This window comes from Methanobrevibacter sp., from assembly GCF_045220775.1.
Taxonomy (GTDB): domain Archaea; phylum Methanobacteriota; class Methanobacteria; order Methanobacteriales; family Methanobacteriaceae; genus Methanocatella.
This window is the reverse complement of sequence record NZ_JBGUWC010000049.1, coordinates 1-16660: the sequence shown is the minus strand read 5'-3', so window position 1 is coordinate 16660 and position 16660 is coordinate 1. Positions and strand designations below refer to the sequence as shown.

Here is a 16660-nt window from a genome sequence, read left to right as displayed (position 1 = left end):
TACTCCTAATAGTTAATGCCAGATGGATAATTTAATCAATAGGAGTAATAATTGCTCATTTTTTAATTAAATTAATTATTAGGTAGTATAAGCAGAACAATAGTAATAATACTGCGGGAATATTGATGCCGTATATGATAATGTTGATTGGAAGGATTAAGAGCAATATTAATATGCATGATATTGCAATTAATGGTATGTTATCAAATTTAGGATATCTGATATTGCTTATCATAATCAATGAAACTATTGTGGCTAAAATCAAAGCAACATATGGGTTATACAATCCGCTTAGATAATATGAAGCCATAATCAAAGATATTCCTGGAATCGGAAAACCAATGAAGTCTTGCGTATCAATTTTGCCTGCAATCACGTTATATCTTGTTAATCTTAAAACTCCACAAACGACAATTAATAAGCTGACCAGTACTACTATTATTTGAAAAATGCCTGGGGTGGTGTTAATGCAACTATATAGGAATATTGCTGGAGCAACTCCAAATGAGACAATATCGGATAGTGAATCAATGTTTTTCCCGAAACCTAATTCATCTTGCCTATTTATCTTTCGTGCTACCCAACCATCTGCTGAGTCAAACATGATTGCAATTATCATAAGGATTGCAGCAATGTTCAATTCTTGATTTATTGAGAATATTATTGCCAAAAATCCGGATGCCATATTCAATAAAGATATGATATCTGATAATGCTAGAAAACTTTTCATATTTGTACTTTCAATTGTCATGTTCAAACTCCAGTAATACTTTTTATTTTATTTCTTATTAATTTTATCTTTGTTTTCGTTTTATTTTTATTTATATTTCTATTTAATAGTTTATAAGTGTTATTTTTATTTAATCTAATTAGTTGTATTATATTTTTGAAATTGCCTTATGTTGTTATTTATGTTTTTGTTTTGAATTAGTGTTTTGCTTTATTATTCCTTTAAAATATTTTTTTGGATATTCTTTTAAAAAATAAACCTAAAAAGATAAAATATATATAATAACATTTTAAATAAATATTAATTGTTAGACTTTAACAAACAACCTTGAAATTCTTTAAATTAGACCTTTTATTAAGGTTTTTAATGGAATTGGGTTGTTTTAGTAAAGAATTAGATTAATATTGATGTGAGTAGTTAAATGATTGAAGATAATATACGTGTCCTTAGACAAGCTGCAAAAGTTACATCCGATAGCAATTATAAGATTGAAAAAAGTTGGTGTGTTATTGCAGGAAATACGGATATAGTTGATGATATGGCTTATAAAGCTATTGCGTCTCACCATAGCGTTAAAATTTTGTTTAGGGAACATGTTATATTAAATGACGGTAAATTGGACAAAAAATTTGATTTCATCATGCTTTATGGTAATGCCATTATCATTGATGAGTTCAAAGGCCTTGCCGAACAAAGTGGCGGAGCTTATGTCAGAATTTCTCACAAATACTTGGATGATGAGCCAAATTTGATGGTATTGGTTGCACCAGATGATACAATTAGGGATACTGTGTCCATCATTGAAAAATCAAAGATACCATTTGCAATTTTACAGGAATCACAGACTACTGGTTTCATTGATATTGATTTTAATAATGAAGTCAAACTGCCGAATTTTATCAAATCTGCGTTAAAACCCTTTTATAATGCAAATGAAGTTGTTTTGTCAACAATTCTAATTTCTGTGGATAAAGACAAAGATATTGGGAAAGTTCAAAGTATAGCTACATCTAACAGAATTTTCGTTATAGATTTTAAAGATATTGTAACGGAGGACTAATCATGAACATTTTTGGAAAAGAAGAGGAAGAACCACAAACTAAGGATACTAAAGTTATTAGTAACAGTTTAGGTATTGATTTAGGAACATTAAACACAGTTATTGCAAAACCTTCAGGTGACAAATTTGACTTATACCAAATTCCATCTGTGGTAGCAGTTAAAAAAGATGATCCTTCAGAAGTTTTAGCTGTAGGTGAAGAAGCTAAAAGGATGCTTGGCAGAACTCCGGAGGATATTCTTGCAGTAAGGCCATTGAAAAAAGGCGTCATTGAAAATGTTGATCAAGCTCAGGCATTATTAATCAAAGCAATGCAAATTGGTATTAATGAAGGAGAGAGCGTTGGAAGAATTGTTATTGGTATTCCAGGCGATGCGTCAGAAGTGGAAAGGAATGCTGCTGAAGAAATCGGCAGAAAAGCCGGTGCACAAAATATTTTAGTTATTAGTGAAGGTCTTGCAGCAGCAATTGGTGCAGGATTGCCTATTGCAGAACCAAATGGAACTATGGTTATAGATATCGGTGCAGGTTCTACTGATATTGTGATAATCTCTCTTGGTGGTATTAACGACATTGAAACTGTTAGATGTGGTGGAGACGATATCGATAACAAGATTGTAGAACTTGTAGCAGAAAAATATGATGTAGCTATTGGTATTCATGATGCAGAGGCTGCAAAAATTGAAGTGGGTATGGTTCATTGTTCAGAACAAATCGAAAATTTAAGTGTTGAAGTAATTGGTAAATCTTTAGAAACCAATAGGCCTAAAAAGGTCATAATTGATTCAATGCTTGTTGCTGATGCTGTTGAGCCATTTATGCAACAAATTGTTGGCGGATTAAACTTAATCTTAGAAAGATTATCTCCAGAATTGATGATGGGTGTTTACAATAATTCTGTTGCTGTTGGCGGTAGTTCAAGACTTCGTGGAGTTAAAGAAAGAATTTTCGATGAGATTTCTATTCCAATCGAAATTTCTGATGACCCAATGACTGTTGTAGCAAAAGGTACTGCTATTGTGGCTGCTGAACCTCTTGCTTTAGAACCTGAAGTTCGTCTTAGAGCTATGAAATAAATATTTATTATTTATTTCTTTTTTTACTTTTTTTGCTGATTTTTATGGATATTTTAGGAATTGATGAAGCCGGCAGAGGATCTGTTTTAGGCCCGATGGTTATTGCGGGGGTTGTTGTACCTGAAAAGATGGATAAAATTCTTGTGCGGATGGGCGTTAAGGATTCTAAAAGGCTCACTGCCAATAGGCGTACAATTTTGTCTCGAAAATTAAGGAAAATGTTTGAATACGAAATTGTCGTCATATCTGCTCGTGAAATTGATGATTTAAGGGCAAGCGGTGTAAATCTTAATGAAATTGAAAAAAATGCTATGGAAAGCATTATCTTGAAATTAAAACCTGAAAAGGCAATTGTCGATGCGGTTGATGTAAAGGCAGAACGTTTTCAAGAAAATTTGTGTAAGGATACTGGAATTGATGTAACCGCCGAACATAAGGCTGATGATAAATATATTGAAGTTAGTGCCGCTTCTATTATTGCTAAAGCCGAAAGGGATGAATATATTAAAGAGCTTAATAAGGAATATATCAAATCAGGGGGAATTGGTTCAGGCTATCCTTCAGACCCGACCACAAAAAAATTTTTATCAAATTACACTTATGATGAAATGCCGGAGTTTGTTAGAAAATCTTGGGCCACAGTTGCTAAAATGAAGTAATATTGCTCTTTTTTAAATAATATTTAAGTATAGGAATAAATAAATTATTTTTATAAACAATTTTTCAATATTATATAGAGGATGAATATGATTATTGAGTATATTATGCCTTTTATTGATGGAGTAGTGGACATATTCACCCAAGGTGGAATCATTACTTATATAATTCTCTTCGTTGGTATTTATGGTCTCATTATTGCATTAAGAAAGATAGCATATCTTAAAAAAATTAGTAAAGTAGATACAACTGAAATATTTGGTGTTGTTACAGCATCTATGGAAAGGGGAGGTGCTGTTGAAGCATTAAAACAGATTAATGGCTTTAAAAATCCTATTTCTAGAATTATTTCTGAAACTTTAAAAATCGGTTATAAAAACAAAACTGAAGTTGAAGAAAGTATGGAGCAAATTTTCATTGTTGAAGTTGGTAAAATGACAAAAGGGTTAAGCACTATAAAAACTCTTACGGAATTGGCTCCATTTTTAGGTTTGATTGGTACTGTTATTGGTATTTGGTTGACTTTCAAATCATTAGGTGTAAATCCAGACTCCGCCGCAATGGCAGAAGGAATTTATACGGCTTTAACCACCACAATTATGGGACTTTCTGTTGCAATTGTATTATTACCACTTCATACTTATATTCAAGGTCTTATTGAAGCGGAAATGGATAAGATTGAACTTGCTACAAAAATGACAAATTGGGGTTATGCTGTAGTTAAGGTTAGAGTGGATTCCAATGTTGAATGTGCGCTTGAAGCTTTACAGGAAGCGGAGGGTGTTGTCAACACAAGATTGATTTCTGATCCTTATGCGAATATTAAAGTCTCTTTTAAACCAAGTATGTTAGATAAAAGTATTTCCAATATTATATTGGAAAAATGTAATGTTAATGCTGAAATTACTGAAAGTAAACTAAAACAATAGGTGATTAGATGGCAATTGATGTGGGAAAACATAAGAAGAAGGTATCGGATAATAAACCAAGTATTAACTTAGTTCCTTTCATTGATATTCTATTCACAATAATGATTTTTTTAGTTGTAACTAGTAATTTTTCAGCTACTGATGTTCAAACGGATGATTCTGATGTTGTAGATGATGCGAGTGGAAAACCTAATGTTACTGATGTTACTGGTGATGCGGAATATTATGTAATGCCTGTAGCTAATTTGCATAAAGTTACAGTAAACGGTCAAGATCGCTCGGATGCAATAGCGGGCAGTGCAGTCGGAGTTCAAGCAAGAGTAATTGATGAAGGTCAAGTTACAATTAAACCAGGTGAAATTGACATTAAAACTCCTGCGGGAATATCACCGGAAATGGCTGTTCAACGTCCGGAACTTTAAATCGAGGAATGAAAATGTATACTGGGAGAATTTTATCAACTGGGATGAATTGTGATGGTAAACCTTTTATTGCTTATAGGGTGTCAAGCAGGTCTTTTCCTAATAGGCAATGCCTAAAATATGACGGCCGTGCAGCCGTTGTTCCAATAGAAGGTTTTGAAAAAGATATTTTTAAGAATGCTTATATTGCTTACAATTGTATTCGTATTGTAGATGATATTGCAATTGTTTCAAATGGTTCTCAAACAGATGTTATAGCAGATAAAATTTCTTTAGGAATGAGTATTAAGGATTCAATGGCATATTCATTACTTACTATGGATTATGAAAAGGATGATTATAATACTCCAAGGATTGCAGCTGCTGTTAAACCTTCTGCACAAGAAGATGAATATGAGTGTTACATTGGAATTGTTAATGATAATAAGATATTGGTCGAACAAGTTCCATTTGGTGAGGCGGCATTCATTTCAACATATGGTAGCCAAGTACCTGATAAAGTCGATTTTGAAGCTAAAACATCTTCAGATGCTGCTAAATTCATATTTGATGAAGGAACTTTTGTAAATTATGAAAAACCTGTGACTTCTTCAGCCGCAGTTTTTGATGGAGAATGGGCTATTGATGTCTATAATCCATAATTTTTTCTTTTTTTAATTTTATTAGATGATTATTATGAGTATTGAATTATTTGGTTTAGAGAATATTCCTATTATTGATGGAAGCAGCGATATTTCAAAGATTATTAAGGAAGCTATCGAAAAACAGGGTTGCGGTCTTAATCATGGAGATATCATACTAATCGCAGAAACTTTAATTTCAAAAGCCGAAGAGAATTTTATAAAATTGGATGATTTGACCCCATCAGCTCAAGCAATCGAACTTGCAGAAAAATCCAAAAAAGATCCAAGATTGGTTGAAGCCATCATTCAACAGTCAAATGAAATTGTTAAAGTCGGGCCTAATTTCATCATAACAGAAACAATTCATGGATTCGTATGTGCTAATGCCGGTATCGACGAGTCAAATGTCGGTGATGGATTGGCTACTCCAATGCCCGCTAATGCTGATAAATCCGCTTTTGAAATTCGTGAATTTTTAGAAAATGAATTTGGTGAAGAAATAGCAGTCATTATTACTGATACTCAAGGAAGGGCTTTCAGATTTGGTGCTATTGGTACTGCAATAGGATGTTCAGGGATTTCACCAATCTGGAGAAGAGTGGGTGAAAAGGATTTATATGGCCGTGAACTGGAAACTACTGAGATTGCAACTTGTGATGAACTGGCCGCAGCAGCATCCCTTATAATGGGGCAGGCTGATGAAGGCCTTCCGGTAGTCCTTATACGCGGATTTGATAGTTTTGATAAGTTAAGGAATGTCGACTCAAATATCAAACCTGTGCTCATGCCAAAGGAATTCGATGTATTTAGAAAGTAAGTGGTTTTATGATTACTGTTTTATCCGGAGGAACTGGTACTCCAAAATTATTGCAGGGACTAAAAGAGATTGTTAATCCTGAAGATTTAACAATTATTGTAAATACTTTAGAAAACGATTATTTTTCTGGCGTTTATGTCTCTGCAGATATTGACACTGTTTTATATACAATGTCTGACATGATTAACGATGAGTTGTGGTATGGTGTAAAAGATGACACTTTCATTACTCATGAAAGGCTTGAAGAGATAGGCTGTGGTGAATTGCTTAGAATCGGCGATATTGACCGCGCTACAAAAATACAAAAGACACAATTAATGGAAAAGTACGGTCTTGCAAAAGCCGTTGAAATTCAAGCCAAGAATATGGGAATCAAATCAAGGGTCATACCAATGAGTGAGGAAAATTCCGACATTAAAATCATCACGGATATTGGAGAATTGGAGTTTCATGATTTCTTAATCAAACACCAATCTCAACCTAATGTTGTCGATGTTAAGTTTTCCAAGGTTTCTCCTAGTGAAGGAATTATTGATGCGATTAAAGATTCTGAGGCAGTAATTATTGGTCCATCAAATCCGATTACTTCAATTTCACCAATATTGTCTTTAGAAGGTGTTCGTGAAGCTTTAAAAGAAACTTATGTAATTGCAGTATCCCCAATCATTGGTTCCGGTGCCGTTTCGGGGCCGGCCAGCAAATTCATGAAAGCTCTGGGCATTGATGTTTCATCAATAGGGGTCGCTTCATTGTATCAAGATTTTTTAGATACTATGGTAATTGATGATAAAGATGAAGATAAAAAAGTTGAGGTAAATCAAATAATTAATAAGGTAATAATTACAAATACAATTATGAATAATTTAGATGCTAAAAAAAATTTGGCTGAAATTATTATTGATAGTATTCCTTAATATGAAAGAGGCGGTTATTCAATGATACAAATGACTTTAATACAAATTGACAACTATGGTCCTTGGACTGTTACTCCAAGGCCGAGAACTGAATCTGATTTACAAATGCTCCAAGCAAGTTTATTTGCTGATTTAAACAATCATTTTGGAAATAAAAAAGGTTTGGTTTTCTTTACTAGATTCGATAACTTACTTGCAATTTCAAATGGTCTCAATGAAGAAGATCATTTAAGAATTCAAAGATCTATTAGAAACAGATACCCAATTACTATAAGTATGGGTGTAGGTGCTGCTGAAACTCCTCATGAAGCTCAAAAATTAGCCACAATTGCACTTCAAAAAGCAGGAAGCGCTCAATCAGGAGAAAGAAAAGAAATTTTAGCTATTGATAGCTTAGTTAGTGAAGAGGATAGTTTCGTTCAGGCGGCCCATATTGACATTAACAGTGTTACAGAAACTTTAACTGACATTGAATCTGCTTTCGATACAAGTTTCATGGTTAATAAGGCTCAACATTATTTAATGACTAAATTGATTAAAAAAGGAGCATTATTATTCTTCATCGGGGGAGATAACTTCATGTCTCCATGTAACGGATTGTCTGAACAGGAAATTGAAGACATAATGGTCGAAATTGATGAAGAGATAGGTATTAAACTCAAAGCAGGTATAGGCAGAGGCAGAAATGCTGAAGATGCTGCTTATATGGCGGATATAGGTCTTGAAGAAATCCGTGCTCATAATAATGAAATGTGGACCTGGGTCATTGAGAAGGAATATTGAGGAATATCATGCTTAAAGTAGTTGCTCCAATGGCAGGAATAACTAACGCTGATTTTTTAAATAAGGTTGTTCCTTTTGGTTTTAATGTAGCTACTTTAGGAGGATATAGTTTAGACAAGCCTACAATTGAAGCAAGTCAAAAGATCATTGAACGTGGAAGGAAAGAATTCGTTTTTCCTTTAAATACTATTTTTACCCATATTGAAACGGAAGTTGCTTCAATTAAAAAACTTCATAATGATGTAAAGGTTTCAGCCAACGTCCGAGCAACCACTCCTCAGCCAATTATCGAAGTCGGAAAAATTAAGGATTTGGATATTGTTGAAATCAACTGTCATTGTCGCCAGGATGAAATCTTAGCCGTTGGTTGCGGTCAGGAGATGTTAACCCGAAATGATTTATCAGACTTCATAGCTCAAGTCGTTGATAATGTGGACTGTGAAGTGTCAGTTAAGATTAGGGCAAATGTAGATGGTGTAGACACTTTAAAAATTGCTAAGATTATAGAAGGTTCCGGTGCTGATTATTTGCATATTGATGCTATGAAGAAAGGTGTTTTTGAAGCGGATTGGGAACTTCTAAGAGAAATCTGCAATAATACAGATATAAAAATCATTGGAAATAATTCTGTCAACTCCGAAGAAAACGCTAAAAAAATGATTGATACTGGAGTAGACGGCTTTTCAATAGCTCGTTCAGTTATTTCTGGAAATTTAGATTTTAATATTACTAATTTTTAATATTTATAAAACAATTGTTATTAGAAACTTATATTAATAGTTGAAAATAAAGATTATCTTATAAGGTGATTTCATGGATTTTATAACACTTAAGAATATTACAAAAACTTTTGATGGTGTTGATGTTCTTAAAGATATTAATTTAAAAATTGGCGAAGGTGAAACTTTAGGTATATTGGGGCGCAGTGGAAGCGGAAAATCTGTTTTAATCAACATGCTAAGGGGAACATTAGATTACAAACCTGATGCAGGTCAAATAATTTTTAATGTGGCTGTTTGTCCAGAATGTTTGGCAGTTGATTCTCCATCTCATGCTGGTGAAAAATGTAGTTGCGGAGCAACTTTAGAAGCTAAGGAAGTTGATTTCTTTAATGCTGAAAGGAAATTATTTGCAAGTATCAAAAGAAGAATTTCTATCATGTTGCAACGTAACTTTGCATTGTATGATGAGGAAACCGTTATTGAAAACGTAATGAGAGCAATGCCTGAAAGTAAAGATTATGAAGAAGGAATATATACTGCTTTAGAATTATTGGACATGGTTCAGATGAACCACAGGATTACTCACATTGCTCGTGACTTGAGTGGTGGTGAAAAACAAAGAGTTGTGCTTGCAAGACAATTAGCTAAAAGTCCAATGATGTTTTTAGCAGATGAACCAACAGGTACTTTGGATCCTCAAACTGCAGTAAAACTTCACAATACCTTAAAAGAGGGTGTTAAAGATGAAGGAATCACCATGGTAATTACCTCTCACTGGCCTGAAGTAATGACAGAACTTGCCGATAATGTAATTTGGTTAGAAAATGGCCAAATCAAAGAAGAAGGAGATCCTCATAAAGTTGTAGAGGAATTCATGGCAACAGTTCCAGTTCCTAAAAAGCCTGAAATTCCTGAATTTGGTGAACCAGAAATTGTTCTTGAAGACGTTAAAAAGCATTATTACTCTATTGAACGTGGTGTTGTAAAAGCTGTCGATGGTGTAAGCTTAACAATCAATAAAGAGGAGATATTCGGTATTGTTGGTTTGAGCGGTTCTGGTAAGACAACCACTACAAGAATGTTAATCGGATTAACTGAACCAAGTAGTGGGGATATTAACATAAAGCTTGGTGATGAATGGATTGACATGACAAAAGTAGGTCCTCTTAACCGTGGGCGCATTATGCCTTATATAGGTTTATTGCATCAAGAGTATTCATTATATCCTCACAGAACAATCTTAGGTAACTTAACTGATGCAATTAGTTTAAACTTGCCAGCTGAATTCGGTAAAATTAAAGCTATTCACGCATTAACTACAGTCGGATTCGCTGATGATGTTGCAGCAACAATTCTTGATAAATATCCTGATCAGTTAAGTGTAGGGGAAAAACATAGGATTGCTTTAGCACAGGTTTTAATTAAGGAACCTAATATTATTCTTTTAGACGAACCAACTGGTACTATGGACCCAGTTACTCGTGTTATTGTTACTGATTCCATATTAAAAGCCCGTACAGAATTAGAACAAACATTTATCATTGTTTCTCACGATATGGACTTTGTATTGGATGTTTGTGACAGAGCAGCCTTAATGAGAGGAGGCAAACTCCTGGATATAGGAACTCCTGAAGAAATTGTTGATAAATTGACTGTAGATGAAAAAGAAGACATGCTTAAAGAAAGATAATCTTCTTATTCATTTAATATTTTTTTTATATTTTTCCAATTTGGACAAAATTTGTCCATTAATTTTTTAAATTTTTTTCCGTGATTAAATTCAATTAGATGGCATAATTCATGTATCATCACATATTCTAAACATATTGAATCTTTTTTAGCCAAATTTAAATTCAGTGTAATCCTACCATCCTTTTTACAGTTTCCCCAATTTTTCATTTTTCGTACACTAACATCTTTTGGGCTTTTTCCAACTATTTTACTGCATTTAGTTAAAACGTGGGGAATTGCATTTTGAAGTTCTTTTCTGTAAAAATCGTTTAGAATTTTCTCCCGTTTTTCTATTGTGCTGCGGTTAGGAACGGGCAAATATAAGATTCCTTTTTGCCTGTCAATAACCACTTGTTTTATTGTATTGTTTTTAATCAACTGTAGAGTATATTCTTCGCCCCATACAGGATGTTTTTCACCAGTTGTGTATTTTAAAGGAGCTTTAATCTTATTATTTAAAATCAGGTTTTGCTTTTTCAATATCCAATCTCTTCGAGATTTTATAAAATTGGAAATGTCTTCATCAGATACAAACAACGGTGCTGAAACCTTAACCTCACCACTGGGCGGCAAAACTCGAAGATACATATTTTTAATGTTTTTTCGCTCCAATGTGATTTGGATATCATCGATTATAATTTTTTCTTTACTCATAATTCCTATATTAAAATAAGTGAATAAGATTTAAAAATTTTATTGATTAAAAGTGAGGTTATCCTCTATATAAAAAAGGTTATATATACTTATTGTTAAAATAAATTATATCAATATTTTATAATTAATAACAATTATTATATAATTAGAAATGAATTATTTTGGAGGTTTATCATGACTTGGGAAGATGCACCATCTCATATTTGCAGAGGAGGAGATGTAAGAGGACTCGCTTTTTGTTGCCCTCCGATTAAGCCATGCCCAGTTTTAAATGCATTGCAGGAGGTTAATTTAACACCTCGCGAATATATTGAGATTAAAACTCAATTTGCTAAGGAAACTAGATTAGGTGAAGGAGCGGGGACCTGTTTCGGTTCTCTTGTATGGTGTTGTAAACCATCTAAACCTTGTCCGTTAAGGGACATGACTTTAAGGAATATGGGAATGACCCATGATGATTATTTGGATTTGAAAAAAGAATTATCAGAAAGGTTGGTTGGTGTTAATAAACCAAATCCTGATGAAAAAGCTGAAGCTTTGGCCGAAACATTTAACGTAACAAAACTTGAAGCGATGAATGTTTTAACTGAATGCAATAATGATTTAAGAGCTGCCGTAAAAGTTTTACATGCAAAATCTCTAGAAAATTCTGATTAAAATGGATTGGACTTCTCTTTATTTAAAAACTGCTGATTTGAATGTTTTTATTTTAGGAACTGGCGAAGTTGCAACTAGAAGGGCAAATAAATTTTTAGATCATGGAGCTAACGTAAAGTTGGCAGGAAACAGTTTATCTGATGAATTGGAACATAAAGGTGCTGTTTTATGTTCTAATGATGATGTGGATGAACTAGTTAACTGGGCCGATTTGGTTGTAGTGGCCAGCGGTGATGAGAAGTTATCCGATTATGTTTGTGCTATTGCTCAAAATAAATTAATTAATAGGGCAGATTACCCATTAAAAGGGGACATTATTGTTCCTACAAGCTTTAATATTGGGGAAATTGAAATTTCTATTTTTACTAATGGCAAAAGCCCATTGATGGCCCGTCAGCTTCGAAAAAAAATTCAGTCAATCATCTCAGAGGAGGATATTCTGGAAATTGAACTTCAGGATTACGCACGCACTGAATTAAAAAAAGTCGTTGAAGACCAAAAGGAGAGAAGAAAATATCTCTATGAAATCCTTGAAGATGAAAAAATCAACGATTTAATTAAAGATGGCGAAATTGATGAGGCTAAATGTTGTATTGATAATTTAATAAGGGGATTAGAGTGATACTTAATTTGAGAGTTGACCATAAGATTGCAGATATTCATTCAATGGAAATCATTTCAAAAGACATTGATGAGTTGTTTTGGAAATTGCAGGAAAAATATTCAATAGGTGAATATATTGAAATTTCCACATGTAACCGAAAGGAATATTATATCAATAGTGATTATATCTCAGAAGATGAGGAATTATTGTCTCATGACAATCAGAGCATCATAATAGAATATGGTCAATCTGCTATCATGCATCTATTGCGTATGACTTCCGGTTTGGAATCAATGATTGTCGGTGAAGACCAAATTCTGGGCCAAGTTAAAGATGCTAAAAACAAAGCAATGAAAAACCATCATTGCGGTAAAGTTCTCGATGCTGTTTTTACAAAAGCTATCCATGTCGGTCAAGTTGTAAGAAACAAGACTAACATTAATAAGGGGTCTGTTTCCATAGGTTCGGCTGCTATTGACCTTGCTGAAAAGCATATGGGTAGTTTGGATGATAAATCTGTTCTGGTTATTGGTGCCGGAAAAATGGGAAGGTTGGTTGCAAAGGCTCTTGCTGAAAAAGATTTGCATGCTATTTTTGTTGCAAACAGAACTTATTATGTTGCTGTTGAACTTGCTCAAGATTTGGGTGGCCAAGCCATATTGTTCCATGATTTGGAAAAATATCTTGCTACCGCCGATTTGGTGATAAGTGCGACTAGCGCACCTCATGAAATCATTAATAAAGAACGTCTTTTGAGAATTGATCGGACATATGATGATTTGATGATTGTTGATATTGCAAATCCTCGTGATATTTCAGATGATGTTGTGGAATTGGGCGTTAAATCATTCAATATTGATGATTTAAGGGAAATTGCTGAGATTAACACTAACCTCAGAATAAAGGAATTTGGTGAAGCAGAAAAGATCATCAATGAAGAATTCATTTTGCTTAAAGAATCCTTTAAAATAATGGAAGTTGATGAGATGCTTGGTAATTTAAGAGCATCTATGGAAGAGATAAGGCAACGTGAAACTCAAAAAGCGTCTGTTAAGTTGGCTGATGTAGATGGTAGTGTAAAAATATTGGATAATTTAACAAATTCTATTGTTAACAAAATATTTTATGATATTTCAAAAAATGTTAAAAAAGCTGCAAAAGAAGAAAATGAGGATGTAATCGCAGCTTGTGAGTATATTTTCAATTCTGATTAAGCGAATGTTTTATTCAAACATTCCCTTTACATCAGTATTTTTTATTTTGCTATTCTTAATAGCATAATCGATATTTTCCATAGTGATGATTTCACAATCATTAGCTATTGCATTGTGAAGAGAGGTTTTTAGAATTTTTTCTTTTAAGTCTCTTCCTGATAACCCTTTAGTTATTTTCACGACTTTTTCTAAATCAATATCATAATCTAGTGGCATTGTTTTAAGATTGCTTTCTAGAATGGCTAATCTTTCCTCGTCATCAGGCAATTTGAATTCTATTTCTTCTTCAAATCTGCTTCTTACGGCATAATCAAGAGAGTTTGGATTATTGGTTGCTCCAATTGTTATGACGGAATCATTTTCAATAATGCCGTCCATTTCAGTTAATAGGGAGTTAACGATTTCTGAAACATCCCCTCTCAATGATTGGAAAGACCTGTGCAGTGCAATCGCATCGATTTCATCAATGAAAATTATGGATGGTGAATTTTCACTAGCTTTCTTAAATAAATCTTGAATTTTAGATGCACCATCACCGACATGGTCACCAATTAGTGATGTTGCTTTAATTAGGTACAAAGGAACTTCAAGCTCGCTGGCAAGGGCTTTGACAAGCATTGTTTTGCCAGTGCCCGGAAGTCCGTAAAACAAAATATTCTTTGGAGCCCAAGGGCCGAATTTTTCCGGATTTTCCAAATATTTTGTTATGACTTTGACTTTATTTTTTGCATTATTTTGTCCAATAATATCTGAAAGGCGTATATTTGATTTAAACTTTTTATTATCATTTTTTGTAGTTAATTCATCTGTAATGATCTTAATTTTTGTTTTTTCAGAAATTATTGAATTGTCAGGTTTTGCTTTTATAACTTCAAAACCATAATCCGGTATGATTTTTTGATCAAATAAGTGTGAGTTTTCACGTACAACTAATCCTAACCATTGTTCACGCGCATATTCTTCGAACAGTTCTTTGTTGGTTATCTCTATATGTTCATCCATCAGATTAAATTCAAATGGATATCCAACAGGTCTTAAAATGACACATTCCGCATATTCCTTGTCTTCTGGTTCTATTTTTGTTTGCTTTTGGTTAGTTGTTTTTATTTCTGTTTTTTTGCTGTCACTTTTCAATCACTCACCTCCGATATTTTTAACATATTTACATTGTTTTTAATTATTTAAATACTTGATGTGATATACTAATTTTAGAGGTTTAATCTATGAGTTTTAGAACTAGAAGGGTCCTATTCATAACACCATTTTACATGCTGTTTCAGTTCTTTCTGTTGAAATATCTGTTTTTGCTGTTTGGTGGCGTTGATGACATGTATCTGGCTTTGATTACGATTGCAACGGGTTTGATTCATTGCGGGCCAATGTTTTTTGAATCGAAAAAGTCAACGGTGTTTGGCCGATTTTTGGCAAATGTAAATGGAATTTGGATGTGGGCTTCGGTAATGTTTTTGATTGATTTGATAGTCATTCATCTAATCGGTAAATTTATAACATTGCCCTTCAGCATAATTTGCATTATGATAGCGGTTGTTCCAATTTTAGGTATTTACAATTTCTATAAAGCTCATAAATTGGTCATAAATGAAAAAACGTTAGTTTTGGATAATTTGACTCGTGAAATTAACATTGCACATATGTCAGACATTCATTTTGGATCTGTTCACCATAAGGAAATTGTTCAAAATGTTGCGGAAAAACTAAAATGGCTTGACGGCACCTGTGGGCTGGCCATCATTTCCGGAGATTTGGCGGACGGATCATGTGTTGTGGAAGAAGACGATTTTTCGGCTTTTAAGGATGTCAGCATGCCCATAATATTTACCCCTGGAAATCATGATTTCTATCCAGGTATTGACAATGTTATTAAAGCATGTAAAAAAGCAGGAATCATAGTCTTAGATAACGAAACAATAGAAATCGGTGATTTAAGCATTTTTGGTTTGACTTTCAGTTTTGATGATAGGGGGACTCCAAAAATGGATATGAGTATGATACGCCCTAATTTAGTTAATATCCTTAATTATCATGTGCCTTACTATTGGGAGGAGTTTTCTTCATTAGGTTTTGATATCCAGTTATCCGGCCATACTCATGGAGGACAATTTTACCCAGTGATATATTTTACAAATGTCCTTTTTAAATACAATAAGGGCCTTTTTAGAAATAGTTCTGGCAAATATCTGCATGTAACAACAGGTGTGGGCTCGATGGATACTCCAATGAGATGGGGAACCGATTCTGAAATTGTGGTTTTGAAACTGAGAAAATCATAGAATTTATTAAATCGTTTGTTTAAATAGTAATTATATGACAATTGATGGAAATCATAATCATTTTTGTATTTATTGCGGAGCCAAGTTGGAGCCCAATCAAAAATTCTGCATTCAATGTGGAAGAAAAGTTTTTAATGAAGAGCCGGCTATTGAAATTGTTCCATCAAAATATGATGAAATAATTGATAATTTGGAAAAGGATTATTACATTAAACAAAAAAGAGCCACGGAATTAGTTGAAAAGCTATTTAATCCAAGCGATATGACTTATAATAAGTTTTCTTCTTCAATTAAGAAGTCTAATCAATTATTTGCAAACCAGTTGGAAGTTACAAAAAAGATGGTTGAACTAGACTCTGATAACAATGAACTTGTTGAAAAAGAGATTGACAGCAAAATTGAAATATTACAAACATTCATCGATAAGATGGAGGATTTGATTAACGAATTGGTAATCAATATAAGTACAAATAAAAAAGATAATGATGATATAAATAATCTTTTTAATGATATGGATGATTTAATTCACTCAGTTAAAGATTATTAATTGTTTGATAGATGGGAATTCTTTCAACAATGAGGGCCGAATTTTTAATATAATCATTATATGGTTATGATTTTTTTATGATTACTGTATTGTTTATTACATTACCATTATACTCTGATGTTATTTCATAGGTTCCTATAGCTAAATTAATTGGTAAGCTTGCAATACCGTTTTTATTGGTTTTACATGAGTATTCTATGGCATTTATGGTGATTTTTATTATTTCTCC

At 33.2% G+C, this 16660-nt stretch carries 19 protein-coding genes; 16 read left to right on the top strand and 3 right to left on the bottom strand.

All coding sequences use genetic code 11. The annotated features are described in order from the left end of the window. Positions 1-55: 55 nt before the first annotated feature. Positions 56-751 carry an archaetidylserine synthase gene (locus ACJROP_RS02490; protein WP_406533919.1) on the bottom strand — a complete coding sequence of 232 codons (696 nt, stop codon included), beginning with the start codon at positions 749-751 and terminating at the stop codon, positions 56-58. 400 nt (positions 752-1151) lie between these two features. Between ACJROP_RS02490 and ACJROP_RS02485 the strand changes: the two genes are divergently transcribed. From ACJROP_RS02485 to atwA, 11 genes are all read left to right on the top strand, one after another. Next, complete coding sequence (locus tag ACJROP_RS02485; protein ID WP_406533918.1) at positions 1152-1790, top strand: hypothetical protein; 639 nt, start codon at positions 1152-1154, stop codon at positions 1788-1790. Between the two features lie 2 nt (positions 1791-1792). Further along, complete coding sequence (locus tag ACJROP_RS02480) at positions 1793-2866, top strand: rod shape-determining protein (RefSeq protein ID WP_406533917.1); 1074 nt, start codon at positions 1793-1795, stop codon at positions 2864-2866. A gap of 44 nt (positions 2867-2910) precedes the next feature. After that, the gene (rnhB, locus tag ACJROP_RS02475; RefSeq protein WP_406533916.1) at positions 2911-3525 is read left to right on the top strand and encodes a ribonuclease HII; all 615 of its coding nucleotides are present in this window, start codon (positions 2911-2913) and stop codon (positions 3523-3525) included. Positions 3526-3612: 87 nt separating this feature from the next. Then, positions 3613-4452 (top strand): MotA/TolQ/ExbB proton channel family protein, encoded by an 840-nt coding sequence (locus ACJROP_RS02470; protein ID WP_406533915.1) that lies wholly within the window; start codon positions 3613-3615, stop codon positions 4450-4452. An 8-nt stretch (positions 4453-4460) separates the two neighbouring features. Continuing rightward, a complete protein-coding gene (locus ACJROP_RS02465) occupies positions 4461-4874 on the top strand; it encodes an ExbD/TolR family protein (RefSeq protein ID WP_406533914.1) in 414 nt (137 codons plus the stop codon). A gap of 14 nt (positions 4875-4888) precedes the next feature. Further along, complete coding sequence (locus ACJROP_RS02460) at positions 4889-5515, top strand: IMP cyclohydrolase (protein WP_406533913.1); 627 nt, start codon at positions 4889-4891, stop codon at positions 5513-5515. 25 nt (positions 5516-5540) lie between these two features. Then, positions 5541-6314, top strand: coding sequence for a coenzyme F420-0:L-glutamate ligase (locus ACJROP_RS02455; protein ID WP_406533912.1), 774 nt, complete (start codon positions 5541-5543; stop codon positions 6312-6314). An 8-nt stretch (positions 6315-6322) separates the two neighbouring features. Continuing rightward, entirely contained in the window at positions 6323-7228 is a 906-nt protein-coding gene (cofD, locus tag ACJROP_RS02450) for a 2-phospho-L-lactate transferase (protein ID WP_406533911.1), read from the top strand. Positions 7229-7249: 21 nt separating this feature from the next. Further along, positions 7250-8011 (top strand): GTP cyclohydrolase III, encoded by a 762-nt coding sequence (locus ACJROP_RS02445; protein ID WP_406533910.1) that lies wholly within the window; start codon positions 7250-7252, stop codon positions 8009-8011. A 29-nt stretch (positions 8012-8040) separates the two neighbouring features. Further along, positions 8041-8751 carry a tRNA-dihydrouridine synthase gene (locus ACJROP_RS02440; protein WP_406533926.1) on the top strand — a complete coding sequence of 237 codons (711 nt, stop codon included), beginning with the start codon at positions 8041-8043 and terminating at the stop codon, positions 8749-8751. A gap of 73 nt (positions 8752-8824) precedes the next feature. Further along, positions 8825-10423 (top strand): methyl coenzyme M reductase system, component A2, encoded by a 1599-nt coding sequence (atwA, locus tag ACJROP_RS02435; protein ID WP_406533909.1) that lies wholly within the window; start codon positions 8825-8827, stop codon positions 10421-10423. Between the two features lie 5 nt (positions 10424-10428). Here the strand turns inward: atwA and ACJROP_RS02430 are convergent, their stop codons facing one another. Beyond that, positions 10429-11118 carry a M48 family metallopeptidase gene (locus ACJROP_RS02430; protein ID WP_406533908.1) on the bottom strand — a complete coding sequence of 230 codons (690 nt, stop codon included), beginning with the start codon at positions 11116-11118 and terminating at the stop codon, positions 10429-10431. A 174-nt stretch (positions 11119-11292) separates the two neighbouring features. Here ACJROP_RS02430 and ACJROP_RS02425 point away from each other — a divergent pair, with 174 nt between their 5' ends. Genes ACJROP_RS02425 through hemA form a run of 3 tightly spaced genes read left to right on the top strand, consistent with a single transcriptional unit; the run spans position 11293 to position 13593 of the window. Further along, positions 11293-11775, top strand: coding sequence for a methanogenesis marker 9 domain-containing protein (locus tag ACJROP_RS02425; protein WP_406533907.1), 483 nt, complete (start codon positions 11293-11295; stop codon positions 11773-11775). A 1-nt stretch (position 11776) separates the two neighbouring features. Continuing rightward, positions 11777-12397 carry a bifunctional precorrin-2 dehydrogenase/sirohydrochlorin ferrochelatase gene (locus tag ACJROP_RS02420; protein WP_406533906.1) on the top strand — a complete coding sequence of 207 codons (621 nt, stop codon included), beginning with the start codon at positions 11777-11779 and terminating at the stop codon, positions 12395-12397. Next, the gene (hemA, locus tag ACJROP_RS02415) at positions 12394-13593 is read left to right on the top strand and encodes a glutamyl-tRNA reductase (protein ID WP_406533905.1); all 1200 of its coding nucleotides are present in this window, start codon (positions 12394-12396) and stop codon (positions 13591-13593) included. Before ACJROP_RS02420 ends, hemA begins: the two co-directional genes overlap by 4 nt. Positions 13594-13602: 9 nt before the next feature. Here the strand turns inward: hemA and ACJROP_RS02410 are convergent, their stop codons facing one another. After that, positions 13603-14727: an AAA family ATPase gene (locus tag ACJROP_RS02410; RefSeq protein WP_406533904.1), complete on the bottom strand. Its 1125-nt coding sequence runs from the start codon at positions 14725-14727 to the stop codon at positions 13603-13605. 89 nt (positions 14728-14816) lie between these two features. Between ACJROP_RS02410 and ACJROP_RS02405 the strand changes: the two genes are divergently transcribed. Together ACJROP_RS02405 and ACJROP_RS02400 are read left to right on the top strand one after the other, a co-directional pair. Then, positions 14817-15884 carry a metallophosphoesterase gene (locus ACJROP_RS02405; protein ID WP_406533903.1) on the top strand — a complete coding sequence of 356 codons (1068 nt, stop codon included), beginning with the start codon at positions 14817-14819 and terminating at the stop codon, positions 15882-15884. A gap of 34 nt (positions 15885-15918) precedes the next feature. Further along, a complete protein-coding gene (locus ACJROP_RS02400) occupies positions 15919-16431 on the top strand; it encodes a zinc ribbon domain-containing protein (protein WP_406533902.1) in 513 nt (170 codons plus the stop codon). Positions 16432-16660 lie beyond the last annotated feature (229 nt).